Annotated in this window: 18 protein-coding genes and 1 pseudogene; 9 read left to right on the top strand and 10 right to left on the bottom strand. The window is 68.2% G+C overall.

Annotated elements, in window-relative coordinates; translation table 11 throughout:
* Positions 1-49 precede the first annotated feature (49 nt).
* Positions 50-823 (bottom strand): 4,5-DOPA dioxygenase extradiol, encoded by a 774-nt coding sequence (gene ygiD, locus ACNQVK_RS36985; RefSeq protein WP_418034580.1) that lies wholly within the window; start codon positions 821-823, stop codon positions 50-52.
* Between the two features lie 30 nt (positions 824-853).
* Entirely contained in the window at positions 854-1,486 is a 633-nt protein-coding gene (locus ACNQVK_RS36980) for a nitroreductase family protein (protein ID WP_418033847.1), read from the bottom strand.
* A 226-nt stretch (positions 1,487-1,712) separates the two neighbouring features.
* Here ACNQVK_RS36980 and ACNQVK_RS36975 point away from each other — a divergent pair, with 226 nt between their 5' ends.
* From ACNQVK_RS36975 to ACNQVK_RS36960, 4 genes are all read left to right on the top strand, one after another.
* Positions 1,713-3,641: a hypothetical protein gene (locus tag ACNQVK_RS36975; protein WP_418033845.1), complete on the top strand. Its 1,929-nt coding sequence runs from the start codon at positions 1,713-1,715 to the stop codon at positions 3,639-3,641.
* Positions 3,638-6,097: a hypothetical protein gene (locus tag ACNQVK_RS36970; protein ID WP_418033843.1), complete on the top strand. Its 2,460-nt coding sequence runs from the start codon at positions 3,638-3,640 to the stop codon at positions 6,095-6,097. The genes ACNQVK_RS36975 and ACNQVK_RS36970 overlap by 4 nt, the downstream gene beginning before the upstream one ends.
* Before the next feature lies 1 nt (position 6,098).
* Positions 6,099-7,256 carry a hypothetical protein gene (locus ACNQVK_RS36965; protein ID WP_418033841.1) on the top strand — a complete coding sequence of 386 codons (1,158 nt, stop codon included), beginning with the start codon at positions 6,099-6,101 and terminating at the stop codon, positions 7,254-7,256.
* Positions 7,257-7,339: 83 nt separating this feature from the next.
* Positions 7,340-7,843 carry a pyridoxamine 5'-phosphate oxidase family protein gene (locus ACNQVK_RS36960; RefSeq protein WP_044514376.1) on the top strand — a complete coding sequence of 168 codons (504 nt, stop codon included), beginning with the start codon at positions 7,340-7,342 and terminating at the stop codon, positions 7,841-7,843.
* On the opposite strand, the gene ACNQVK_RS36955 is transcribed toward ACNQVK_RS36960, so the two are convergent.
* Positions 7,840-8,808: a pirin family protein gene (locus ACNQVK_RS36955; RefSeq protein ID WP_418033839.1), complete on the bottom strand. Its 969-nt coding sequence runs from the start codon at positions 8,806-8,808 to the stop codon at positions 7,840-7,842. The genes ACNQVK_RS36960 and ACNQVK_RS36955 overlap by 4 nt on opposite strands.
* 44 nt (positions 8,809-8,852) lie before the next feature.
* Here ACNQVK_RS36955 and ACNQVK_RS36950 point away from each other — a divergent pair, with 44 nt between their 5' ends.
* Positions 8,853-9,119: a DivIVA domain-containing protein gene (locus ACNQVK_RS36950; protein WP_418033837.1), complete on the top strand. Its 267-nt coding sequence runs from the start codon at positions 8,853-8,855 to the stop codon at positions 9,117-9,119.
* Positions 9,120-9,351: 232 nt separating this feature from the next.
* Here the strand turns inward: ACNQVK_RS36950 and ACNQVK_RS36945 are convergent, their stop codons facing one another.
* Positions 9,352-9,645, bottom strand: coding sequence for a WhiB family transcriptional regulator (locus ACNQVK_RS36945; RefSeq protein ID WP_418033835.1), 294 nt, complete (start codon positions 9,643-9,645; stop codon positions 9,352-9,354).
* Between the two features lie 387 nt (positions 9,646-10,032).
* On the opposite strand from ACNQVK_RS36945, the gene ACNQVK_RS36940 reads away from it, so the two are divergent.
* Positions 10,033-10,815, top strand: coding sequence for a transcriptional regulator (locus ACNQVK_RS36940; RefSeq protein ID WP_418033833.1), 783 nt, complete (start codon positions 10,033-10,035; stop codon positions 10,813-10,815).
* 10 nt (positions 10,816-10,825) lie between these two features.
* On the opposite strand, the gene ACNQVK_RS36935 is transcribed toward ACNQVK_RS36940, so the two are convergent.
* Positions 10,826-12,328, bottom strand: a complete 1,503-nt coding sequence (locus ACNQVK_RS36935; protein ID WP_418033831.1) for a MinD/ParA family ATP-binding protein — start codon at positions 12,326-12,328, stop codon at positions 10,826-10,828.
* 391 nt (positions 12,329-12,719) lie between these two features.
* Here ACNQVK_RS36935 and ACNQVK_RS36930 point away from each other — a divergent pair, with 391 nt between their 5' ends.
* Positions 12,720-14,270, top strand: coding sequence for an EspA/EspE family type VII secretion system effector (locus tag ACNQVK_RS36930; RefSeq protein WP_418033829.1), 1,551 nt, complete (start codon positions 12,720-12,722; stop codon positions 14,268-14,270).
* A gap of 368 nt (positions 14,271-14,638) precedes the next feature.
* On the opposite strand, the gene ACNQVK_RS36925 is transcribed toward ACNQVK_RS36930, so the two are convergent.
* A complete protein-coding gene (locus ACNQVK_RS36925) occupies positions 14,639-15,094 on the bottom strand; it encodes a type VII secretion target (protein ID WP_418033827.1) in 456 nt (151 codons plus the stop codon).
* Positions 15,095-16,574: 1,480 nt separating this feature from the next.
* On the opposite strand from ACNQVK_RS36925, the gene ACNQVK_RS36920 reads away from it, so the two are divergent.
* Positions 16,575-16,991 (top strand): hypothetical protein, encoded by a 417-nt coding sequence (locus ACNQVK_RS36920; protein ID WP_418033825.1) that lies wholly within the window; start codon positions 16,575-16,577, stop codon positions 16,989-16,991.
* Between the two features lie 27 nt (positions 16,992-17,018).
* Here the strand turns inward: ACNQVK_RS36920 and ACNQVK_RS36915 are convergent, their stop codons facing one another.
* The 4 genes and pseudogenes from ACNQVK_RS36915 to ACNQVK_RS36900 all read right to left on the bottom strand — a co-directional run bounded on the left by ACNQVK_RS36915 (position 17,019) and on the right by ACNQVK_RS36900 (position 21,054).
* Positions 17,019-17,276, bottom strand: a complete 258-nt coding sequence (locus ACNQVK_RS36915; protein WP_029110534.1) for an HPr family phosphocarrier protein — start codon at positions 17,274-17,276, stop codon at positions 17,019-17,021.
* Positions 17,277-17,298: 22 nt separating this feature from the next.
* Positions 17,299-19,325: pseudogene (locus ACNQVK_RS36910) on the bottom strand (PTS fructose transporter subunit IIABC).
* On the bottom strand, positions 19,322-20,290 hold the full coding sequence (locus ACNQVK_RS36905; protein ID WP_418033823.1) for a 1-phosphofructokinase family hexose kinase: 969 nt from the start codon (positions 20,288-20,290) through the stop codon (positions 19,322-19,324). The pseudogene ACNQVK_RS36910 and the gene ACNQVK_RS36905 overlap by 4 nt, the downstream one beginning before the upstream one ends.
* Positions 20,287-21,054 (bottom strand): DeoR/GlpR family DNA-binding transcription regulator, encoded by a 768-nt coding sequence (locus ACNQVK_RS36900; RefSeq protein WP_418033821.1) that lies wholly within the window; start codon positions 21,052-21,054, stop codon positions 20,287-20,289. The genes ACNQVK_RS36905 and ACNQVK_RS36900 overlap by 4 nt, the downstream gene beginning before the upstream one ends.
* 102 nt (positions 21,055-21,156) lie before the next feature.
* Between ACNQVK_RS36900 and ptsP the strand changes: the two genes are divergently transcribed.
* A complete protein-coding gene (gene ptsP, locus ACNQVK_RS36895; protein WP_418033819.1) occupies positions 21,157-22,839 on the top strand; it encodes a phosphoenolpyruvate--protein phosphotransferase in 1,683 nt (560 codons plus the stop codon).
* Positions 22,840-22,898: the final 59 nt, after the last annotated feature.

Here is a 22,898-nt window from a genome sequence, read left to right as displayed (position 1 = left end):
CCGACACCTTATCGTGCCGGTGCCGGCCGCCTCGCCGGAATCAACCGCCTCAACGCAGCAGGTAAGACGTCATCGACAGCGACCCGTAGGTGTAGCCGCTGACCATGGCGTCGACCGAGCGGGTGGAATCCGCTGCGGCACCGGCGAGCCCGGCGAAGTACAGCATCGGGATGAAGTGGTCCGGGGTGGGAACGGCGGCCGCATAGTCGGGGTGCGCCTCGAGGGTGAGGACATCGGCGGGGGAGTGGATGAGTTGTTCGTGGGCGGCATCGTCGAAGCGTTCGGCCCAGGTGAAGCCATCCTCGGGCTTCCCGGGGTCCATCCCGGCGAGGTTGTGCACGATGTTGCCGCTGCCCACCATCAGCACGCCGCGCTCGCGCAACGGCGCCAGTTTCGCCCCGAGGCGCAGGTGGTACTCGGCCGGTTCGTTGGCGTTGATCGCCAGTTGCACAACGGGGATGGACGCGTCGGGAAAGGCATGCACCAGCACCGACCAGGTGCCGTGGTCGATACCCCAGCTGTCCACGTCGGCGCCCACCCAGGTCGGGTGCACCACGTCGCTGACCTCCTCGGCCAGCTCCGGCAACCCCGGCGCCGGGTATTCGACGTCGAACAGCTCGCGCGGGAACCCGTAGAAGTCGTGGATGGTGCGTGGGCGCGGCATCGCCGTGACCGCGGTGGCGTTGATGTACCAGTGCGCACTGATCACCAGGATCGCGCGGGGTCGCGGCACGGCCTGCCCGAAACTGCGCCATGCCGAGGTGAAGCGATTGGACTCGAGCGCATTCATCGGGCTGCCGTGGCCGATGAACGCCGCGGGCATCAGTGCAGGTGCCGGACCCATGGATCGAGCCTAGGACGCCGGGTTGTCCCAATGGTCCATGCAGACCAGTTCACCGACGGGGCGCCGGCGCACCGGGCCGTGGGATCCGCGCGGCCAGCCCACCACGACGTGGCCGGCCAGCATCCAGTCCTGCGGCACCCCGACGGCCTCGCGCAGCAGCTGTTCCCCGCCGTAGGAGGCCCAGCTGGTCAGGCAGGCGCCCAGGCCCTGAGCCCGGGCCGCGAGCAGGAAGTTCTGCATGGCAGGAAAGATCGATCCGCCGAGCAGCAGTTCGGAGGCGGTGGGGAAGCGCTGCTGGGTGAACAGCACCGAGGTGAACTCGCCTGCCCGGTCGTGCAATTCATAGGTGGCGCGGTCGGTCCTGGCCCGCCGGCCGGCGTCGTCCTCGGCCGGCCGGGTCATGCCGTAGACGGGTTCGATGACGGCCAGCGCCTGCGCGGCGGCCTTCGCCACGACCGCGCGCTGCTCCGCCGAGCGCAGCACCACGAACCGCCAGGCCTGCGCGTTCGCCCCCGACGGTGCCCACGCCGCGGCCTGCAGGCAGCGGGTCAGGGTGGCGTCGTCGACCGGTTCATCGGTGAACCGCCGGATGGTCCGCGATGTCGACATCACTTCCCATACGTCGTCGCTGGCAGAAGACATGTCCCCCCTCGGATCGCGGTCCATCCGAATGTGCCGGACACATGTGGTGGCGCACAACCCCAGCGCGTCGGCCCGGCTCACCATGTGACGGTCACCCGGCGGCCGCTGCGGTAGCGTTTCCGGGTGTGCAGGCCAGTGTCGGCCTGGCACCTCAGGAGTTCGCGCTGTTCGAGCTGCCGGAGTACGTGATGCGCAGCAATCACTCCGGCGGGGATTTGGTGTTCTGATGCCCGATCTGTATCCCGTCGACGATCCCGACGACGCGGATCCCCGCTTGGCGCCGCTGCTGGCCTGGCGTCAGCAGCTGGTCGACTCCGGCGCGGTCGCGGCCCGCAGTTTCAAAGAGGCGCATCTGCGTCTCGTCCTCAAGTCCGGCCGTACCGATGTCGAGCAGATCCGCGAGATGCTGCCGGGTTCGGTGGCCGAACACGCCGACGCGATGGCCCGCGTGCTGGCCGAGCTGGAAAACCGAGCTCCGGACAGCCCATCGGCGCCGGCGCCACCTGCTGTCGTCGACGTGCACGCGATCGCGTTCCGCCACGGCGAATCCCGTCCCGACGTCGTGGACCTGAGCTGGCCCGACTACCAGGCCAACGGGGGAGTGGTCCTGTACCGGGTGGTCAGTGGCGAAGACCGGGCGCCGAAGTCCCCGGAGAACGCCGACCTCGTCGCGGCGACGCCGTTGTCGGCCGCCAGCGACGACCGGCCCCTGACCGGCCCGGTGCGTTATTACCAGGTCTGGGTCATCACCGGGACGTCGCGCGCGGATGCCCTGAGCACCCGGCCGGTATTGCATGCCGGCGGGGTGTTCGTCGCGCCACCCGGTGACGTGTCCATCCGGGAGGACAACGGGCTGGTGATCGGCCAGTGGACGGAACCGGCCGCGACGAGTTCGGTGCACGTGTACCGCATCCCGCGCGATGCCGCCGATGAAACCGGGATCGACGAGTCGCGCTACCGGATCCTGGCCGAAGGCGAGCACCGCACCGGTTTCGTCGACTCCGGCGCGGCCCGGGGCATGCGCTACCGCTACCGGGTGCGCTGCGCGGTCGCCGTCGACGACGCCGTGCTGTTCTCGGAGCCCGCCGATGTCGACGTCGAGGTGTCGGCTGTGCTCGCCGCGGTCACCGACATCTCGGTCGACACGAGTCTCGACGGTGAGTCGTTCGACGTGTCGTGGGCCGCTCCCGGAGCAGAGGTGGCCGTCTACCTCAGCCAGACCGGCCCGAGCGCAGGCGGGGTCTCGACCGAGCTACCCGAGAACGCGCTCGAGCAGGTCGGGCTCACCCCGGACCTGCGATTGCAGCACTCGGTCACCGATCGGGCACTACCCGACGGCAGCCACCGCACGCTGATGACCGGGGTGCCCTGGCCACGGGGCTGGAGCCGGGCCTACCTCACCCCGGTAACCATCCTCGGAGGCCGGGCCGTGCTGGGCCGCACCGTATCGGCGGTGCGCACCGGCACGATCCGCGAAATCGAACTCGCCGAGTACTGCAACAAACAGGTGCTGACCTTCGAGTGGCCCGACGGAGCTGCAGGCGTGGTGGTGACCTTGGCGGCCAAGGGCTATGACCCCCGGGCCGGCTTGACCGGCAGGTCCTTCGAGATCTCGCTCGAGGACTACGAGAAATACGGCGGCATGCACCTGACCGGCGCACTTCCGGTGGGTGGATGCTCGCTGCACTTGGCGCCGGTGGCGTTCTCCGGTGGGCGACGGGTGACCGGGCCGGTGGCCAGCATCGAGTACCCGGGCATGCTGCGGCTGCAGTACGCGGTGCGAATCGGGCGTGATCCCAACGGTTTCCCCAACACAGCGACCGTCGCCGTGCGTTCGGAATATGACATTCCGGGCTCGCCGTCGTTCGTGTTGGTCAACAACCCGCAGCGGATGCCGTTGAGCGTGCACGACGGCCAGCCGGTCGATGTGGCGCCGCTGGACGCGCAGGGGCAGCTGGCGGACCAGCCGTCGAAGCAGTTGCGCTGGACGGCGTTGACGGCGTCGGGGAGTGGCGAACTGTGGGCCGCCAACGTCAGCGGCCTGCACGGCTGGATCCGGCTGTTCCTCAACATCCCCGATCCGGCCCAGCTGCGAACCCTGGCACTGCTGGACCCGCCGGTGCAGACCTTGCAGCTCACCGCGACGGTGTTATGACGTCGCGCTACGGCCAGCTCGCCTATACGTCGTTCGACGCTGTTGGGACTGTCGGCGGCTGGCAGGTCAAGGAAACCAGCGGAGGTCTGACGCCGGCGGAGACACAGGCGTTGATCGCCGGGGTGCGCACGGTGTTCCGTCCGGTGGGTGAGATGCCCGATTTCCCGACCCCCGAGCAGCTCGAGCACGGCCCGCGCCGGCTGGCCTACCGCCACCTCGGCGATGGCGCCGGCTACTGGCACACCTTCCCGGCCGGGTCGGACAGCACGGGCCGGCCGGGCAACGTCTTCGCCCACGCGCTGCTGGACCGTGCGCCCGACACCCATCCCCGCCACCGGGCCATCCAGCGGTGGCGGTCGTCGCACTGGCTGCAGCCTTTCGGCGCGGCCGCGGTGGCCCGTGCCGCGCTGCCCGGGAGCCCGCCGGAGCTCGGCAGCGCGGTCACCAAGGACAGCGTGGTGGCCTTCGCGCTGGATGCCGTCACCTGGCGGTTGGCGACATTGTTCGCGCTGCTGGATGCAGTGGCCGCGGCGCTGGCCGGCGGCCCGCCGGTGGTGCTGGGGGTGCGGTCCCCGGATGCGGCAGCGCAGTGGATCGGCCTGGTGAGTTTCCTGATGTCGCCGGGCACCGCTGCGGCGCTGAGCTTCTCCACCTTCGATCGCGCGGAGCAGGTCGCGCCGCACAACGGGCAGGTGCTCAGCGCAGTTCCGATCGAGGATCTCGCCGCGGTCGAACCCGGCATGGTCGTGATCAGCGAATCCGAGACCGTGTCGCTGGGTGAGCTCGGTGGCGATCCGCACCGCACCGCGGGCGGCCACCGCGTCGAGGTGACCCGGTGGTCGGTGATGGCGCAGGTGGTGTTGCTCGACGTGGCCTCGGCCCGGCGGGTGCTCGACGACATCGACACGCTGTCGAGCCAGGTGCGCGATGACGGGCTGCACCCGGCGTGGCCGATGGCCATGGCGGTGGCCGGGCATCAGGAATTCGCCGACGCGCAGGTCGAGGCCCATGAGGTGATCGCCGCGCATTCCCCGTCGGGTGCCCTGGTCGGATCCGAAGCCGCGCACATCATCGCCGATGTGCTCTCGGCCGCGATCGGTGCCACGACGGCCGATGCGTGGCGGGTGGTGCACGAGTTGCGGGATGGGGCGGGAGCCGCGCTCGCCGATGCCACGTACTTCTCCCGGGCCATCGCCGACGACGCCTGGATGACCCAAAGCGGACCAATCCCGTTGGGGCCGAGAACGTTTCACGGGAAACCAATACCTTCGTCGCTGCGGGTCGCCATCGGCCCTGCCCTGGAACACAGCCGGAGGCAGGGTCCTGACCGGTTGCTGCGGGTTGTTGACCTGCTGTTGCGGGCCGGGGTCGCCGACGACCGGCTGCAGGTGGCCCTGGTCGACGGTGTGCTGCCCGGCCTGGCCGATCCAGGGGTACGCACACGCATCGGTGCCGCGGACCGGCTGTCGCTGGGGGCCTGGTTGCTGCACGACGTCGACCCCGAGGGCAGCGCCATCGACGACGACGTACTGGACTGGCTGGCCGAGGCGGCTCCGGTCCCGGAGCCGGCGGAGCTCGCGGTGGCCCGGCCCGGGGATCCGGTGTGGATCCGCGCTGCGCTGCGCGGGCTGCGGTCACGACGGCGCGGACCGCAAGACACGGGTGACCTCGGTGCCCAGCTGTGGTGGCTGCGCACCACCGAGCCGGCGAACTTCGCGGCCGCCGCAGCGGTGTCGGTCTGGGATCCGTCGGACCTGCTGCTGGCCATCGGTGCCGATCCGCTGCCCAGGATGGCTGCGTTGCGCACCCTGGTAGGGGCCGCGGACTCGGCCGCGTTGCAGCTGTTGGCGGGCAAGGTCATCGAGGACAACGGCGACAACGTGGCGGTGGCCTGTGCGGCCGTCCGCCACATCGAGCCGCGGGAGTGGCTGCATCAGCGTTATCTGCACACCCACCAGAGTTCGTATGTACCGCTGTGGGATCAGGTGCTGGCCGGACTGGAGCCGCGGTCCGTGCACCCGGATTTCGCGGTACGGCTGCTCGCGTTCGCGCTGTTGGGCGTGCTCGCGGGTCAGCCGTATCCGCAGGCCTGCAACGCGTTGGCCGCCGAAACCGGTTATGGCACACAGGCGGTCGCCCGGGTGCTGCCCCTCGTCGACGGTGGCCAGCTGGCACCCGTGACGGTGGTGGCGCTCAGCCTGCTCCGCACCGCGGCGGCCGAGGGCGCCGGACATGCCCTCGACCCGGTGGATCAGCTCGCGGGTGTGCTGGCCGGACAGGTGGCCGCCACCATGGTGGGCGCCGACGCGGAATCCGTGGTGGTGTTGATGGCGCAGTTGTCGGGCGATTCCTCTGAGGGGACGATGCGCGGATACCGCAAAATGGTGAACAGGCTGCTGACGCGGCGGGGCGAGCACCCGTCGCTGGCGGAGCGACTGAGGGGGAGCCGGGGCTGACATGAGCAAGTGCCCACGTTGCTTCACCCCGTTGAGCCCGAGCAACCACCTGTGGACGCTGCCCGCCCAGGCCGGCGGCACGCGATACCGCGACGACGTCGCTTCGGCCTACGTCGGTGCACCCGCCGATTGCGGTCCGCTCTACACGTGGACCCGCACGCCCGGCTACAACGGCCCGCCGCCGCCGACGTCTGAGGCCAGCCGGGCGCTGCAGGGACCTGCGGTGGAGGTGTGCCCGGTCTGCCACTTCACCCTTCCCGACGGCTTCCGCGAGGGGCACGCCATCTGCATCGCGCTGGCCGGTGCGCGCGCGACGGGCAAGAGCCTGTACATCGCGGTGCTCGTCAAGCAGCTGGAATTGCTGTGTGAGCGTTTCGGCGTGGTGATGGAACCGGTCACCCGGGCCACCGCACAGAACTACGCCACCAACTACGAGGGGCCGTTGTACGTCCATCGGGGCCTGTTGCCGCCCACTCCGACGGTGCACACCCAGGCCCCGAATCAGCGTGAGCCACTGGTGTTCTCGATCGGTGTCTGGCACGGGGTACGCCGGTTCCTGGTGCTGCGCGACGTGGCGGGCGAGGATCTGGAGAACGGTGACCTGCGGGCGCCGCCGTTCCAGTTCTTCGGCCACGCCGACGGGGTGTTCTTCATGTTCGACCCCTTGCGGGTCAAGGCCATCCGCGATCAGCTGCAGGATCTGCTGCCGCCCCAGCCGTTCAGCGGTGGGGAACCGCGTTCGGTACTGGGCAATCTGCTGTTGGCGGTCAACCCCGGCCAGCCCAAGTTGGCGGTGATCCTGTCGAAGTTCGACGTGCTGCGTGCGCTGCGGGACGTGCAGGGTTCGGAATGGGCTCTGGTCATGTCGAACGGGGGAGCGGCCTTCCTGCGAGACACCTCCGACGGCAAGCAGTACGACGACGTCGACGGTCAGCTGCTCGACCAGGAGGTGCGCAGCCTGCTGGTCCGCCTGCACGGCGGTGCGATCGTCGCGGGCGTGGAGAACCCGGCTCTGGGCGCGCGATTGGCCAGCCGGTACTTCGCGGTGTCCGCGCTCGGACATCCGCCCAACGGAAATCGTCTGCACGCCAGGGGTATTGCCCCATTCCGGTGCGTGGATCCGGTGCGCTGGGTGACTTCGCAGTTCGGCGTGCTGTAACCGGCCAATCGGGTTACCGACCGCGTTCGCAGGGACAGGTGACCCCGTGGCTATGGTGGGCTGACCGAGCAGAGAGGTGACAGGTGGGCAAGAACGAGCGCACGAAGATCGTCATGAGCGACGATGAGATCGCCGAATTCATCGAACGCAGCCGGACCGCGACGATGGCCACGGTGCTGCCCAGCGGCCGACCTCACCTGGTCGCCATGTGGTACGCGGTGCTCGACGGTGAGATCTGGTTCGAGACCAAGGCCAAGTCGCAGAAGGCGGTCAACCTGCGCCGCGACCCCACGATCACGGTGATGATCGAGGACGGCGACACGTACAACACGCTGCGCGGCGTGTCGATCGACGGCACCGCCGAGATCGTCGACGATCCGGAAACGATTCTGCGCGTGGGCATCAGCGTGTGGGAGCGCTACACCGGGCCCTACACCGAGGAGATGCGCCCGTTCGTCGACCAGATGATGAACAACCGCATCGCGGTGCGGGTGGTGCCCAGCCGTCAGCGCAGCTGGGACCACCGCAAGCTCGGGCTTCCCGAGATGCCGGTGGGCGGCAGCACCGCACAGTATCTGAACGCCTAGCCCGTCGGCCGCGGTCGCGGCTTGAGCCGCCCATTGGGCAAGGGCGGCGCGGGCAACCGCGCGACGCGTCCGGTGTAACCCTGCACATCGCCGAACCGGACATCGCCCGCCTGCCACAGGTCGCGGTAGGTCGCGATGTCGTCGTGGCTGCGGCCGACGAAGTTCCACCACATCACCAGTTCCTCGGTGAACGGCGGCCCGCCGAGCAGGATCGCCCGGGCCGGCTCGTCGCCGAGGTTGGTCAACCGCAGTTGTGCGGGCCCCGGCGCCTGGTAGGCCAGGTCGGCGACTGCCAGCGTGGTGCCGCACGCCTCGATCACACCCTGGTCGAGCAGGACCCCGTGTTCGAAGCCGGGGTCGACATCCAATGTCAGCGCCGCGTCCGGATCCAGGTCGATCTGCGCGCCGAGCAGCGGGGTGAAGGTGTGCACCGGGGACTTCGAATCGGCCAGCTGACCGAGGAACACCCGCAGGGTGGCGCCGTCGAGGATCCGGGGCGGCGGCGCGTAATGCGCGAAGTCGCGGTCGGTGTCGCGGGCGGCGTCGGGCAGGGCCACCCACAGTTGCACGCCGTGCAGGATCGTCGTTTCCGCCGTCGAGACCTCCGAGTGGCAGATCCCGGCACCGGCGGTCATCAGGTTGAGCTCACCCGGCCGGACCATGGCATGGACTCCGGCGCTGTCCCGGTGTTCGATCAGGCCTTCGAAAAGCCAACTCACCGTTTGTAATCCGGTGTGGGGATGGGGCGGTACATCCATGCCTCTGCCGGCGGTTCGGACATCGTGGGGACCGTAGTGGTCGGCGAAACACCAGGCGCCGATCATGGACCGGTCCCGCTGCGGCAGGGTGCGACGGACGAGCATCGCGCGGGGGCCGCCCAGCGGCACCTCCCGTGGGTGCAGAACACCGGTGAACTCCGAATTGGCGCAGGTGACTTCGGCGGGCGCCGTATCGGTATTGCTCATGAACCTCACGGTAACCGCGTTCGGGCGAACCCGACGCGATTAGCATGACCCGCATGACCGGGGGATTGACTGCCGAAGATGTTCGCAGCACCGAGTTTTCGAAGCCGCCGCTGGGGAAGAGGGGTTACGACAAGAAGTCCGTGGACGACTTTCTCGCGCTGGTCGCGCGGAGGCTCGACGGACGCGGGCACCTCGGTGCCGACGATGTCCGGAACATCGCGTTCCCCAAGCCGCCGCTGTTCCAGCGCGGCTACGCCGAGGACGATGTGGATGCCCTGCTCGATGCGGTGGTCGCCACGCTCGAGCAGTAGTCAAAGGGGAAGTTTGGGGACGGTGCCGTCACTGCGCCTCTCGGCGAGTGGTCGCTCGAAGCGACGATTCTGGTGTGGGGCCCGGGGCAATGCCCGACACCGTCCCCGGGTGTAACCACACACCCCGGGCCCCTATTCCTCCCCCGATGGAAACCTGCCCCTGCCCTGCCGTCCCCTCGAATCGGCAGCGCAAGGGCCAGACAAGATCTGGTGCGTTGCGCGGGAGCGAGGATCAGGCGGCTTCTGGGAAGACCAGGCCGAGCTTGCGCACCGGGTAGCCGTTGCGCTCGGCCAGCGAGCGCAGCTGCTTGAGTGCGAAGCTGCGGCCACGGCCGCCCTCGGGAACCATGATCCCGGCCCAAAGTCCTTCGGCGCGGGGCAGTTCGCAGGCTTCGCGGGCACACAGCCAACGCCGCGGGCATTCGCGGCAGATGACCTTCGCCTGATCGTCGGGGGTGGAGGTCCACCGCTCCGGCTCACTGGTGCACACGCCGAGCGGGATGCCGTTGGCCATGAGTGCGTTCATGCTGCTGCTCCTGTTAGAGGACTTCTGTTGCGGTGTGTACCGCGTTGGGGGGAACGCTATAGCAAGAACCGTAGCGATGCAACAGTTTGGTTGGAACCGCAGCGGTGCAACGCTACGGAAATTTGCATTGGTAACGATGGCGAATCACCAGCGGAAAGACGCTTTAGATCTAAAACCGCACGTCAGAACACCGATGGGTACCTTCATGTACCCGTAGCAGGTGTACGGTTTGTCCGGCGGAGAAGCCGTAGCATCGGAGTTGTTTGCTACAACTACAAAAAACCCAAGGTGTAGCGGTGCTTCGGTCTGGGGTTAGGATTGACGGGTCCCGGCAACCGCTTCAGCACTTCGGCTGAGGCTGAGCACATCGGCGAGGAACAGCCCCGTATGACCGACGCTGAGTACGATCTCGCCACGGGCGAGTTCGATGTCGGACTCATCCGCGCTGGTTCCGCAGCCGCCGCCAGACGCCGCGAGCTCGACATCAGCCAGCGCAGCCTCGCCGCCGACGGGATCATCAACGCCGGGGCTCTCATCGCGTTCGAGAAGGGCCGCAGCTGGCCCCGCGAACGCACCCGGCTCAAGCTCGAAGAGGTGTTGCGCTGGCCGCCCGGCACCATCGCCCGGCTGCGCCAAGGCGGGCCGGTGCCCGATCCGACGACGCCTCCACCGGCACCCGTGGAACCACCGACCGTCGTCACCGCACAACCGCCGTTGACGACCACGCCGCCGGCCAGTGAAGAGGTTCCGCTGATCGCCCAGGCGGTCCTCACAGCGGTGAGCACTCTCGAGTCGACAATCGCCACATTGCCCGCCGTCGGAGAACCCGAGTTCACACCGCGGGTGACGTCAGTGCTGGCTGACCTGCGTCAGCTCGAGGCCGTGGCCGCCCGCGCGGCGCGGCTCAGCATGGTGACTCCCGCGCTGATCAAGGCGCTCAGTGCGGTGCGGCGCCAGATCGATGTGCTGACCACCCTCGCGGCCACCGCACCCGGGGCCACGCTCGGGCAGCGCCTGTACGCCGCCCGCCGGCAGGCCAATCTGACGATCGGTGAGACCGCAACGGCTGCAGGCGTTTCCGAGGACACCGTGGCCCGCGCCGAGGCTGAATACCCCGTCGACGCCCCCGCAGTCCATGCCCTGGAGGGACTGATCGGCGCGATGCGCTGATCGGCTCCGGCTAGCGATCCCGCCGCTCGTCGTGGGTCGGGAAGTGCTCGGCCAGCGCAGCGGCGATCTCCAGGAAGCGGCGCCGGGTCGGTGTCGACATCTCCCGGGGATCGACGACGCCACCGGGGCGAAGATGCCCGTCGAACGGCACCTCGATCACCCGCTGCCCCTGACCTGAGAACTGTCCGGCCAGGATGGATCGCGTCCGCTTGTCGGCGTGGCCGTCGGAGTCGTTGAGCACCACGACGGTGCGTTGCAGCAGGTCCGTCATCTCGTGGGCGGCAAGCCAATCCAGTGTCTGGCCGGCCGTGGCGGCGCCGTCCACCCATGGCGAGGACACCACGATCAAGCCGTCGAGATCGCGCAGCACCTCCTGCGTCACCGGTGAGTCCATCGTCGAGCTGCAGTCCACCACCGAGATGGAGAAGTGTCTGTCGAGCCGAGTCGTCGCCTCGCGGTAGATGGCCGCGTCGAGCACCCGGCGGCGGGCCGGGGTGCCCTCGCCTGCGAGGACGAACAGTCCGGCGGCGTTGTTGCCGACCCTGCTGCGCACGTCGGCGAACGAGTCAAGGTGCTTGTCGTTGGCGAGTTCCCAGTACGAGCTCTGGGCCTGAGGGTCGACGCGGCTGCCGAGCTTGCCGAAGGACGTGTCGGCATCGATGGCCACGACGCGGTCGTCCTGACGCAGCTGCGCGAAGATCGATCCGACGCTGGCCGAGACGGTGGTCTTGCCGACCCCGCCCTTGCCCATGACCCCGACCTTGTAGTGGCCGCGCAGGAGGCCCTTGATCTTCGCCTCCAGCTCGGCCTGGCGAAGGTCTTCGGGCGACGGGCCGGGATTGACCAGGCCGAACGTTGCCCGGTACACGAACAGTCGCCAACCACTACCCGGCGGTTGACGCTTGGGCGGCACCAGGTCGTTGACCCGGATGCGATCGGCGTATGAGCCCGTCGGCAGCGGGGGTACGGCCGGTGCGACCGCACCGGGATCCTGGGCGAATCCGCCTTCGGCGGGCCAGGGCTGACCGGGTGGCGGTCCGTAGGGATGCTGCGGCGGACCCCCGGGGCCGGGCGGCCGCTGCGACGGAAGCTGCCAGCCCGGGGGATGCTGCTCCCACACATCGGTCCGGGCATCCGGCTGGCCCATGTTCGGTGGTGCCTGGTTCGGAGGAGCTTGACGGGCGTCGTGCGGAGGTTGGGGTGGTGCCGGCGCCGGAGGTGGAGGTGGAGCCTGCTGCTGCGGCGGGGCCGGCGGTGCGGGAGGCGCCTCCCGGAATGTGGTGCGGGCGCGCTCGGCGTCGGGGTCGGTCGGAACGCCCTGCGAGGGCCCCGAGTCGTCGGGATCGGTGGTCTCCGGCGCCTTCGAGGGAACGAAATTGACCGGTGGACGGCCGGGTATCGACGGTGGTTCGGGCGGTTTCCGGCGGGTCGGGCGGGTATCGGGTTCGAAGTGCGATTCCTCCGGACCCGTCCAGCCGAGCTCTCTACGCAAGGTGTCGTCTGGGTCGGGCACGCCTGAATCTCCTCCGGAACTCACACAAGGGAACTTTGACCGTGCTCAAGTATCGACTACAACCCGTCCGGCTTGCACGATCCGTCCGCAATCGACCCGAAATTGCGGGATAGCAAATTCGGTCGGCAAACGTCGGCACCGGGCAGGACGGCGGTTGAATGTGTCGGGAGGACACCGAGAACCAACCCAGAATCGTCGCGCCGCGCATGCCACACGAGCACGGTGAGAACCCACTGGCAGGCCCCGCAATAAACATTCCCTCAGCTGCGATAAATAGTGGTCGGAGCGAGTTCCCGGACCCTGTGGCCGGTGCGCTTGGGGGGCCGAAATTGGTGCGCTGACCGGGTCGGATGCGCTGGTAATCTCTGTTCCGGCGAAGGGGACACGGGGCATGGGACTGTTGGGGGATATTGCCGATTTCGGCAAAGGCGTGATCGGGAACAATCTCAAGTGGACGGAGCGCGCCGCCAAGGTCGGCGAGTTCATCGCCCGCAACACAGTCGGTGCCGAACTCGACCAGGCCGCCAAGTTCGGCGGCCAAATCGCCGATCTCAGCCAGAAGACCGCGAACTTCTTCGCCTCGCAGATCGGCCAGCGGCTGATCAGAACAGCCCGGTCGCCCATCCTGGCCGCAGGTCAGCAGACCATCGAGTCGATGAAGCACAGCACCGGGGTCGGCGATCCGGAGAACGGACAACGGCTCGGTCAGGGGGCGGACCAGGTGAGCGCGGTCGGGCAGGTGCTCGCCTCGGCGTTCCCGGACGACAGTTGGAACAGCGGCGGCGCCAGCGCCTACGCCATCCGCAACACCGAGCAGGTCGGCCGGGCTCAGACGATGCTCGGGTTGGACAACATGGTGGCCGGGGTGCTGTCCGCCGAAGCCGGCCAGATCGCGGCCGCCCGCGACAGCCTCGACGGGCATTCCGACTGGCTCGGCGCGATGAGCCTGCTGACCACGAGCGCGGGAATCATTCCGGGCTTCGGAACGGCGGCTCAGCTGTCGGCCGAATTCGCGATGGTGGCCAAGGCCGTCGGCGACTCGAGCGGCGATCTGAGAACCCTGCGCGGACATGTCGATCAGAACGCGGCCGTATTGCGCACCGCAGCAACGCAATACGAGACCCTGGCCGGCGGCGCCAGCCCGACCGGTGCGGAGTTCGCGCCTCCGGTCGACGACCCTCAGGAGCGAGAGGCACCGGGCGATCCGGGGGCCACGACACCGGGTGCCTCGACAGAGGGCTCGATCGGTGGCTCGACGGGCGGAGGCGGAGGAGCGTCGGCTGGTGGCGGCGGTGGCACGCCTACAGGCTCGTCGGCGCCGGTATCGGCTCCTGCGATGCCGTCACCGGCGGCGGCGGGGGCCTCCCCGTCCTCGGCCATGACCGCCGAAGCTGCCGGTGCTCTCGGCGGGATTCTGGGCTCATTGGTCAGCCCGATCGGCGGAATCCTTGGCGGTGTGTTGCAGGCCGCCGGGCAGGCCGCGCAGGCGGCGGCCCAGGGCGGGACCCAGGCGGCACAGATGGCCAGTCAGGCGGCCGGGCACCCGGGAAGCGGCGGCGCTGATACCGCCCAGCTCGACGAGGCGTCGGGAAGTGTCGGCTCCGACGCCGACGCCGACGCCGACGACCGCGACGGCGAAGACCGTGAGGACCGGGACGGCCGCGAGAAGGATGACGGGAAGGACGACGACGAGACGGCGGGCGAAGGTACCGACGAGCTCGGGGAGGGCCAGGCAGGAGGCCCGCCCGCCGCAGATTCTGCGGGTGGAGCGGCCGATCCGCCGGGCGCCGGCGTAGACGACGAGGCCGCGAAGACTCTGCCGCCTGACCTGGAAGCCACGGCTGCCGGCGGCGGCGCGGCGGGTCCGGCTCCGGTGCATGTCGGGGCGGATTTCGAGCAGGGCCAGCTGCATATGGCAGCGGCGGCTACATTAGATTCATAAGGGTGCCCAGGTGAGGCTGATAACGCTTCTTGTCGTTAGTTGGAGTTGCGCTGGACAAGGGGCGAGGATTCGTGCCGGAGAGTGCGGCCCGGTGACGATCATGGATCGGGGCTCGATGCGTTGCCCGATTACAGCGCAGACGAGGTCGATGACGGCGTCGGTCAGTGCCGGTCTCGACCCCGCGGTCACCCCCTCGGTGCTGGGTCGAGGATGACGACTGGAAGTTCTCTGGAAGGCCCCAGAAATAGTCTCCTAAGGCCTACCGGTCGTGCGTCCATAGCCAAGCCGACTCCGAGCCTGGTTTATGGCGTCTCGCCTTTAGCCGGCTGGGCGCTGCTGACCACCTCGGCTCGGGACTGGATCGACCGCTATACCTTCGGTACCCCGTTCGGCCAGACCGGACGGGGAGTGCCCACGATCGAGGGAGGCACGCCAGGCCCGGTGTTGCTACTACCCGCGCCGGACTGACTCGGCCCAGAAGAGACCATCTGTACCCCGGAGCTTTGACCAGACTCGGATGCCTGGCCCGCCGTGGAAATCCGGTCCGCACCACCCTGGTCAGCGCTTGTGTACCGATCGGCCGCTATTCGAAGGCGGTCTGCGTGTTCACTGTGCAGCTGAGCAACCTGCGTACCGGCTGTTTGCAATGCAGCCTGAAAGTAATCAAATGCGGAAGTAAGTGCCGCTCCTGCAGGTCCGTGACTCGCTTTAATTGCTTGTGTTAACGACGGATCCGCTGCGCAAGCTGATTTAACCTCTGCAGCCACCCGATCGTACTCAACCGCGCATTTCGTCAAACTGTTCGTGTCCACGGACAGTGCCATGCTCGCTCCATCGTTGCTCGATCACTGAAAGTCAAACCAGACGATCAGTCGTTGCCTATTAATGCTAACTGTGGGCGCGTTGTCGTTCACCCGCGAAATATCCACGGTGTTGTTCAGCCGGGTGGCGGAGGTGTTGGCGATAGTTGTGGAAGCGACGCCCCAAAGTTGCTCTGCAGACGCTACGAGGCTGATGATCAAGCCGCTGAGCCCGTTTCCATCAAGCGGGGCAGCCCCATGGGACGCCGATAAAACTGGCGTCGTGCGTGCCGGAGCGCTGAGAGATACTAGAGGTATGTACCCAGCCGACAGCGTGTTGCTTGGTGCCCGTCAACTGTTGGGCACCATGATGTCGCCGGATATCGTTCCATCCGAATTCACAGAGGAATCACCGGCGCATCCGAACTGGGAAGGGACAGGCAGCGACCAGGCGCGAATTGCAGGGTCCCGGCTAGATAGCAAACGTCGCGAATTGCGCGAGGCCCACCGAACCGTCGCGGACGTACTAGCGCAGTCTCAGCAGCTTCACCTTGATGCACACCAAGGCCTGGAAGCCGTGGACTCGGCGTGGCAACGGGATAAGGCCATGTTGGCGTCGTATGCCCAAACTGTGGGGGGCTATGCAACTCTGCTGAAGGTCGGGGAGCGGAGGATAAATGAAGTGACGGACTTGATCAATAAGACTGTCAGTCAGTACGAAAGCCTTGCTGAGGACGTCCGGGCCGCAGCCAAAGGGCTGCCGAACAGCGACGCAACCGATGCGGGTGCGCCGAACTCAGGGTCTAAGTCTGGTCAGCGCTCCGCGGTACAGATGGTTTCCTCTGGGCCGAGTCAGTCCGGCGCGGGCAGTAGTAACACCGGGCCTGGCGTGCCTCCCTCGATCGTGGGTACTCCCCGGCCGGTCTGGCCGAACGGTGTGCCCAAGGTTTGATCGTAGACACGACGGTGGGTGCCCGAGCGCCAAAAGCGCTTGAGTGCCAGCGGCATTGGCTACCGCTGCACCGCAGTTGCCTTACACTGCGCCCATGATCAGTGTGTCGGTGACGGAGGCCGTACTCGCCGCACGAAGTTGGCCGGACTCACCAGAGGAGTACTTGGCGTCCTCGGCCGCAGTGCTTTGCTTGGTTGGATTCGGAGCTCTGGCAATGTTCGGCTTCGCTCGATTCATGAGCGCGTGGCGGAGATCCTACGAGTCGCGATTGGTAAAGGAATCACAGGAGTTTCGCACTCGGTGGCCGGCTGACCGGCTAAGGCACACAACGTATCTGGAGTTGGAGGCCGAGGCCGTGCGTAGTTGGCAGTTGGTTCTCCTCCTCGAAGACCGCGCCGGCTCCGGCGACGGCGATCAAGATGCCCTGGGGCGATCTGCAGCAGCGCGCCGCTGGGCCAGTTCGTTGGCTGATGCGTTGAACGTCGCCGCGGGTAGCGGGCAACTATGACATCCGGTCGCCTACTGGCTGCCACACAGAACGATGCTCTGGGCATGGGGCACGTCACCGAAGTGGCGGCGCCGGCGATTTTCATCATCGCCTGTGTGGCAATAGGATTCTGCGTATTCATGTGCTCGATCGACTACTGGAGCAGCAAGGGGTCGTACAAGGACATGGCCCAGTTGATGACTCATTCGTCAATGTTCTGGGCGCGTTGGCCTAACGATCGGATCTGGTCCGCACCGTATGGAGAATTGGCGGCTGAGGCGGACCGGTGCGAGGTCATCATCGCTTACGTTGAGAGGCAAAAGCGGTCAAAGGGGAAGCGGGTCGACGATGTTCGCGCTCCGTTCAACCAGCACATTGACCGCGAAATCGCCGCCTACCAAGGCATGCTTGCCGCGGTGCGCAACGCGATGAGCTATTCGAACTCTCACGGGCGTGGCCCACAGCAGTCTTACGGAGCGTGAATTCGCACGATTGCCGCCGGCAGCCCGCTACGCGTCCAGATCCTGCTCCACCAGCCCGGCAACGGTGGCCAACGCGTCGGCGTCGTCGGATTCGACCGTCACCTGAGCACCGTTGCCGGCGCCCAGCGTCATGATCATCAGGGCCGAACCGGCGTCGACGGGCTCGCCGCCGTCCATGGACAGGGTGACCGGAACTCCGGCGTTCACCACAGCCTCGGCGATGATCGCGGCGGGGCGGGCGTGCAGGCCGATGGCCGAACCGACGGTGACAGTCTTGCTTGGCATGTTTTCTCCTTAGGGTTGTGACTTAGGTGGTGGCCAGCGCCGGGGTTTCCGGCGTGGTGACGGTGGATTTGGCGAACTGCTTCGCGGTGATGACTGCGAGCGCGGCGACGATGGTGCCCAAGGCGAGGGCGACGAGGAACCACAGCAGGTTGCCGATCGCGAAGAACACGAAGATGCCGCCGTGCGGTGCCTTGAGCGTGACGTCGAACGCCATGATCAGCCCGCCGGTCACCGCGCCGCCGAGCATCATCGACGGGATCACTCGCAGCGGATCAGCCGCGGCGAACGGGATGGCACCTTCGGAGATGAAGGATGCACCGAGAAGCCATGCGGCGCGGCCGTTCTCGCGCTCCGGTTCGGTGAACAGTCCCGGCCGCAGTGTCGAGGCCAGCGCCATCGCCAGCGGCGGCACCATGCCGGCCGCCATCACCGCCGCCATGATGCGGAGCGTGGCGGGGTCGGCGACGTTGAGGCCTGCGGTGGCGAACGCGTAGGCCGCCTTGTTGACGGGCCCGCCGAGGTCGAAGCACATCATCAACCCGAGAATGACACCGAGGATGACGACGGAGGTTCCGGTCATGCCGCTGAGCCAGTTGGTCAGGCCCGTGGTCAGCGCGGCCAGCGGTCGCCCGAGCAGCAGGAACATCAGCAGGCCCACGATCAACGAGGCGCCGAGTGGGATCACCACGACCGGCATCAGGCCCCGGAACCACTGCGGCACCTTGAAGGAACTGATCCACTGTGCGGCGAACCCGGCAATCAAACCGCCGACGATGCCGCCGATGAACCCACCGCCGACGAACACGGCCACCGCGCCCGCGGTGAAACCCGGCGCGATGCCGGGCCGGTCGGCGATCGCGAAGGAGATGTAGCCGGCCAGGGCGGGGACAAGGAACATGAAGGCCAGCCCGCCCAGGGTGAACAGCACCGCTCCGAGATACTGCGTCAGGCCACCGGACGGCAGGTCCGCCAGGGTGTTGGTGACGGCGATGTGGTGGCCCAGCGAGTTCATCCCATAGGCCAGCGGTTCTGCACCGTCCGGGGTATTGCCGATGTCGTAGCCGGCGAAGAGGAAGCCCAGCGCGATGAGCAGACCGCCGGCCGCGACGAACGGGATCATGTAGCTCACGCCGGTCAGCAGGATCTGCCGGGTGCGGGTACCCCAGCCCACGTCGCCCGCCGTGGCCGGAGCGGCAGTGGCCTCGGCTGAGCCGGCCACCCGTGGAGCATTGGGATTGCTTGCGGCACTGACGGCTTCGGAGATCATGGTGTCGGGTTCGTTGATGGCGCGTTTGACGCCGGAGGCGACGACGGGCTTGCCGGCGAAGCGCTGTTTGTCCTTGACCCCGACGTCGGTGGCGAAGATGACGGCATCGGCCGCGGCGATGGTCGCCGCGGACAGCGGCGTGCTCCCCGACGAGCCCTGAGTCTCGACCGTGAGGTCGACGCCGGCGGTCTCGGCGGCCTGCTTGAGCGCATCGGCAGCCATGTAGGTGTGGGCAATGCCGGTGGGGCAGGCCGTGATCGCGACGATCGACACGGCCTTGACGGGTTCAGCGACGGGTTCAGGCACCGGGGCAGGGGGAGTGGCAGGCGCCGGGTTCACGACACCGTCGACGAGCGTCACCACCTCATCGATGCTCGCAGCCTCGCGCAGTGACGCCACGAAGTCCTTGCGAACCAGCGCCCGGGCCAGGCTGGACAGCAGTTTCATATGCTCGGCCCCGCCGGATTCCGGTGCGGCGATCAGGAACACCAGATCGGCTGGGCCGTCCGGGGCGCCGAAGTCGACCTTGGGGGAGAGCCGGCGAAGCCGATCGTCGGGGTGTCGACGTACGGCGAGCGGCAGTGCGGAATAGCGATCCCGCCGGGCAGCCCGGTGGCGGACTGGGCCTCACGGGCCATCGCCGCACCCACCAGGCCGTCGGTGTCGCCGGTGCGGCCCGCGTCCGCGAGTGCGCCCACGAGACGGGTGATGACGGCTTCCTTGTCACCGCCCGCGTCGACGTCGAGCAGGACCAGACCGGGGGTGATGATCGGTTGGGTCATAGTGGCACCTTCACGGGGTGGGTACGGACAGCGTCGAGGTCGAGTTGGGAGGGGCCGGGCAGAGCCGATCCGGGTAGCGCCGCGGCGGCACTGCCGTAGGCGACGGCCATCTGCAGTCGTTGCGGGGCTTCGGCACCGGCGACGGCGGCGCGCAGGTAGCCGGCCAACGAGGCGTCGCCCGCGCCGACGGTGCTGCGCGGAACGATCGGCGGTGGTGTGGCCAGCCAGGCGCCCGAACTGTTCACCAGCACGGCGCCGGCAGCGCCCAGCGTGGCCAGTACCGTGCCGACACCGCGCGAGACGAGCGCGTCGGCGGCGGCCACCACCGCCGACATGTCCCCCTGGGCGGCAGCGTCGTCCAGGCCAGCGGCCGGAACGCCGGCCAGGTCGGCCAACTCCTCGGCGTTGGGCTTGATCAGATCGGGCGCGGCCACCTGGAACCCGGCCGCCAGCGCGGCCAGCGGCGCCTCGGAGGTATCGACGGCAACCCGGCAGTCAAGGGGCGCCAGCAGCGACACCACCTGCGCGTACCAGTCGTCCGGAATCCCGGGCGGCAGCGACCCGGACAGCACCACCCAGGACGCTTCCTGCGCCTTGGCCAGCACGCAGCGGGTCAGCGCCTCCAGGGCGTCGGTATCCACGACGGCACCACGTTCGTTGAGTTTGGTTGTCGTGCCGTCGGATTCGGTGATGGCCAGGTTGGTACGGACGGGTTCGGCGATCGGAACGTTGGTGAACGGCACACCAGGCGTCAGCAGCGCTCCGAGCAGAGGATCGGAGTCGGCGGCGGGCAACACGGCCTCGGCGGCCACGTCGGCCAAGGTCAGGGCGCGGGCCACGTTGATGCCCTTGCCGCCGGGTTCGACGGTGACGGAGTCGACGCGCTGCACCGCTCCGCGCGTCAATGGCGATCCCAAGGTGACGGTGCGGTCCAGGCTCGGGTTCGGGGTGACGGTGATGATCATGCGATCACCACCTCGACGCCGCGCTCGGTGAGCAGTGCGCGGTCGGCATCGGAGATCTCGTCGTCGGTGATCAGGGTGTCCACACTGTCGATGGGGGCGAAACTGACGAAGTCCTCTTCACCGACCTTCGATGAGTCAGCCACCACCACAACGTAATTCGCGGCGTGCACCATGGCCCGCTTGACGGCCGCTTCCTCGGTGTCCGGGGTCGACAACCCGTGCCGCACGCTGACGGCGTTGGTGCCGATGAACGCGATGTCCACCCGCAGGGTTTCGAGCACGCGCAGCACCTGCTCGCCGACGGCGGCCTGGGTGAGGCCGCGCACCCGTCCGCCGAGCAACTGCAGGGTGACGGTCGGCACCGTGGCGAGGAGGCCGGCGATCGGCACCGAGTTGGTCACCACCGTGAGCTCACGGTCCGTCGGCACCTGGGAGGCGACGCGGGCGGTGGTCGTCCCGGCGTCGAGCAGGACGCTGGCACCACTGAGGGGGAAGAAGTCGATTGCGGCCGCGGCGATGGCATCTTTCTGCGCGGCGCGGGTGGTGTCGCGTTCGCCGACGCCGGCTTCGACGAGGTGCAGTGTGCGGGTGGGCACGGCACCGCCGTGCACGCGGCGGACGACTCCGGCTTTGTCGAGCACGGCGAGGTCGCGGCGGACCGTCTCCGTGGTGACGTCGTATGTCTGCGCCAGTTCGGCGACTGAGGCGCGGCCCCTGCTCATGACCAGCGCGGCGATGGCCTGCTGGCGCTCCTCGGCGTACATGAGCCTCCGTTTGTGTGGGTTAGAGCCCGTTCGAATGTTGATATATGTTGTTTTACGCTTGACTGTGTTGACTTGTCAACGCTTTCTTGTAATCTGTCTCACATGGGCACTACATCGTCGGTTGCGTCACCCACCGTCTTGCGCGGGGTTCCGGTGGTTCCGGGTGTGCAGTACGCACCTGTGATCCGGGTCAGCAGGCTGCCGGAGATCCAGGTCCCCGCCGGTGACATCGGTGAGGCGGACCGGTCGGCCGAGGCGGGGCGTTTCGCGGCCGCCGTGACGGAGGTCGCCACCCGGCTGCGAGACCGGGCCGCGCACGCTACGGGGGCGGCCTCGGAGGTGCTCGCCGCTACCGCGACGCTGGCCCAGGACCGGGCCTGGATAGGTGCCGCCGACAAACGGATTGCCGCGGGGGCGCCGGCCGTTCGCGCCGTGTCGGAGGCCGTCGATCAGTTCGTGGACCTGTTCACGCAGCTCGGCGGGCTGATGGCCGAACGTGTCACCGATCTACGCGACATCCGCGACCGGCTCATCGCCGAGCTGTCCGGACTCCCGGAACCTGGTGTGCCGCTACCGGATATCCCGTCCATCCTGTTCGCCGAGGACCTGGCTCCGGCCGACACCGCGGGGCTGGATCCGCAGTTGGTGGTCGGGCTGGCCACCACGCTCGGCGGGCCGACCAGCCATACGGCGATCATCGCCCGCCAGCTGGGGATTCCGTGCGTCGTGGCCGTGAGCGGGCTCGATTCGGTTACCGCCGGTGCGATGGTGCTGCTCGACGGCACAGCGGGCACGGTGACCACTGCCCCGGACCCATCTGCTGCGGCCGAAGCCGTGAACACAGCTCAACGGAATGCCCTGGCGGCCCGGCAGTGGACCGGACCGGGTGCGACGGCCGACGGCCACACCGTCGCGATCCTGGCCAATGTCCAGGACGGCGCGGCCGCCAAGGCGGCACGCGAAACCCCTGCAGAAGGCGTCGGTCTGTTCCGCACCGAGCTGTGCTTCCTCAATCGCGACACCGAGCCGACCGTCGAGGAACAGGCGACGATCTACGGCGAGGTACTCGAGGCGTACGCCGGCCGCAAGGTCGTGGTCCGCACTCTCGACGCGGGTTCGGACAAGCCCCTGAAGTTCGCGGGTCACCCCGACGAGGCCAACCCAGCACTAGGCGTGCGCGGCATCCGGATCGCCGAGGGAAATCCCGGCCTGCTGGAGCACCAGCTCGAGGCCGTAGCCGCTGCGGGCAACGCCACCGGAAACCCGCCGTGGGTGATGGCGCCCATGATCGCCACCGCAGCGGAGGCGAAAAACTTTGCGGCCAAGGCGCGTTCGTACGGGCTCACGCCGGGCGTGATGATCGAGGTGCCCGCCGCGGCGCTGCTGGCCGACAAGATTCTCGATCACGTCGACTTCCTGTCGATCGGTACCAATGACCTCGCGCAGTACACGATGGCCGCCGACCGGATGTCGGCCGACCTGGCCGCCCTCACCGACCCGTGGCAGCCCGCGGTGCTGGCGCTGGTGGAGATGGCCGCTCGCGCCGGCGCCGCGGCGGGCAAGCCCGTCGGAGTTTGCGGTGAGGCCGCGGCCGACCCATTGTTGGCCGCCGTGTTGGTGGGCTTGGGTGTGACGTCGTTGTCGATGGCGCCGGCGGCCATCGCCGCGGTGGGTTCACGGATCGTGCAGGTGACGCTGCAGCAGTGCCGCGCCGCCGCCGAGGCGGTCCTGGCCACGGGCTCCGCCGCGGAGGCGCGCGAGGCCGCGCTGGCCCGGCTGTCCTGACTGCATAAACACCCAATGGGAATAATCGGACCGCAGTCCGGTTATAGCTGGCATCAAGC

Origin of the sequence: Mycobacterium sp. 134 (assembly GCF_048282715.1) — a bacterium.
GTDB classification, from domain to species: Bacteria; Actinomycetota; Actinomycetes; order Mycobacteriales; family Mycobacteriaceae; genus Mycobacterium; species Mycobacterium septicum.
This window is presented reverse-complemented; position numbering and strand designations above follow the sequence as displayed.

Bases quoted from the DNA above. Each gene is read 5' to 3' on its own strand.
- ygiD (WP_418034580.1), bottom strand. From the start codon at position 823: ATGCCCGCGGCGTTCATCGGCCACGGCAGCCCGATGAATGCGCTCGAG.
- ACNQVK_RS36980 (WP_418033847.1), bottom strand. From the start codon at position 1,486: ATGTCTTCTGCCAGCGACGACGTATGGGAAGTGATGTCGACATCGCGG.
- ACNQVK_RS36975 (WP_418033845.1), top strand. From the start codon at position 1,713: ATGCCCGATCTGTATCCCGTCGACGATCCCGACGACGCGGATCCCCGC.
- ACNQVK_RS36970 (WP_418033843.1), top strand. From the start codon at position 3,638: ATGACGTCGCGCTACGGCCAGCTCGCCTATACGTCGTTCGACGCTGTT.
- ACNQVK_RS36965 (WP_418033841.1), top strand. From the start codon at position 6,099: ATGAGCAAGTGCCCACGTTGCTTCACCCCGTTGAGCCCGAGCAACCAC.
- ACNQVK_RS36955 (WP_418033839.1), bottom strand. From the start codon at position 8,808: ATGAGCAATACCGATACGGCGCCCGCCGAAGTCACCTGCGCCAATTCG.
- ACNQVK_RS36950 (WP_418033837.1), top strand. From the start codon at position 8,853: ATGACCCGCATGACCGGGGGATTGACTGCCGAAGATGTTCGCAGCACC.
- ACNQVK_RS36945 (WP_418033835.1), bottom strand. From the start codon at position 9,645: ATGAACGCACTCATGGCCAACGGCATCCCGCTCGGCGTGTGCACCAGT.
- ACNQVK_RS36940 (WP_418033833.1), top strand. From the start codon at position 10,033: ATGACCGACGCTGAGTACGATCTCGCCACGGGCGAGTTCGATGTCGGA.
- ACNQVK_RS36930 (WP_418033829.1), top strand. From the start codon at position 12,720: ATGGGACTGTTGGGGGATATTGCCGATTTCGGCAAAGGCGTGATCGGG.
- ACNQVK_RS36925 (WP_418033827.1), bottom strand. From the start codon at position 15,094: ATGGCACTGTCCGTGGACACGAACAGTTTGACGAAATGCGCGGTTGAG.
- ACNQVK_RS36920 (WP_418033825.1), top strand. From the start codon at position 16,575: ATGGGGCACGTCACCGAAGTGGCGGCGCCGGCGATTTTCATCATCGCC.
- ACNQVK_RS36915 (WP_029110534.1), bottom strand. From the start codon at position 17,276: ATGCCAAGCAAGACTGTCACCGTCGGTTCGGCCATCGGCCTGCACGCC.
- ACNQVK_RS36905 (WP_418033823.1), bottom strand. From the start codon at position 20,290: ATGATCATCACCGTCACCCCGAACCCGAGCCTGGACCGCACCGTCACC.
- ACNQVK_RS36900 (WP_418033821.1), bottom strand. From the start codon at position 21,054: ATGTACGCCGAGGAGCGCCAGCAGGCCATCGCCGCGCTGGTCATGAGC.
- ptsP (WP_418033819.1), top strand. From the start codon at position 21,157: ATGGGCACTACATCGTCGGTTGCGTCACCCACCGTCTTGCGCGGGGTT.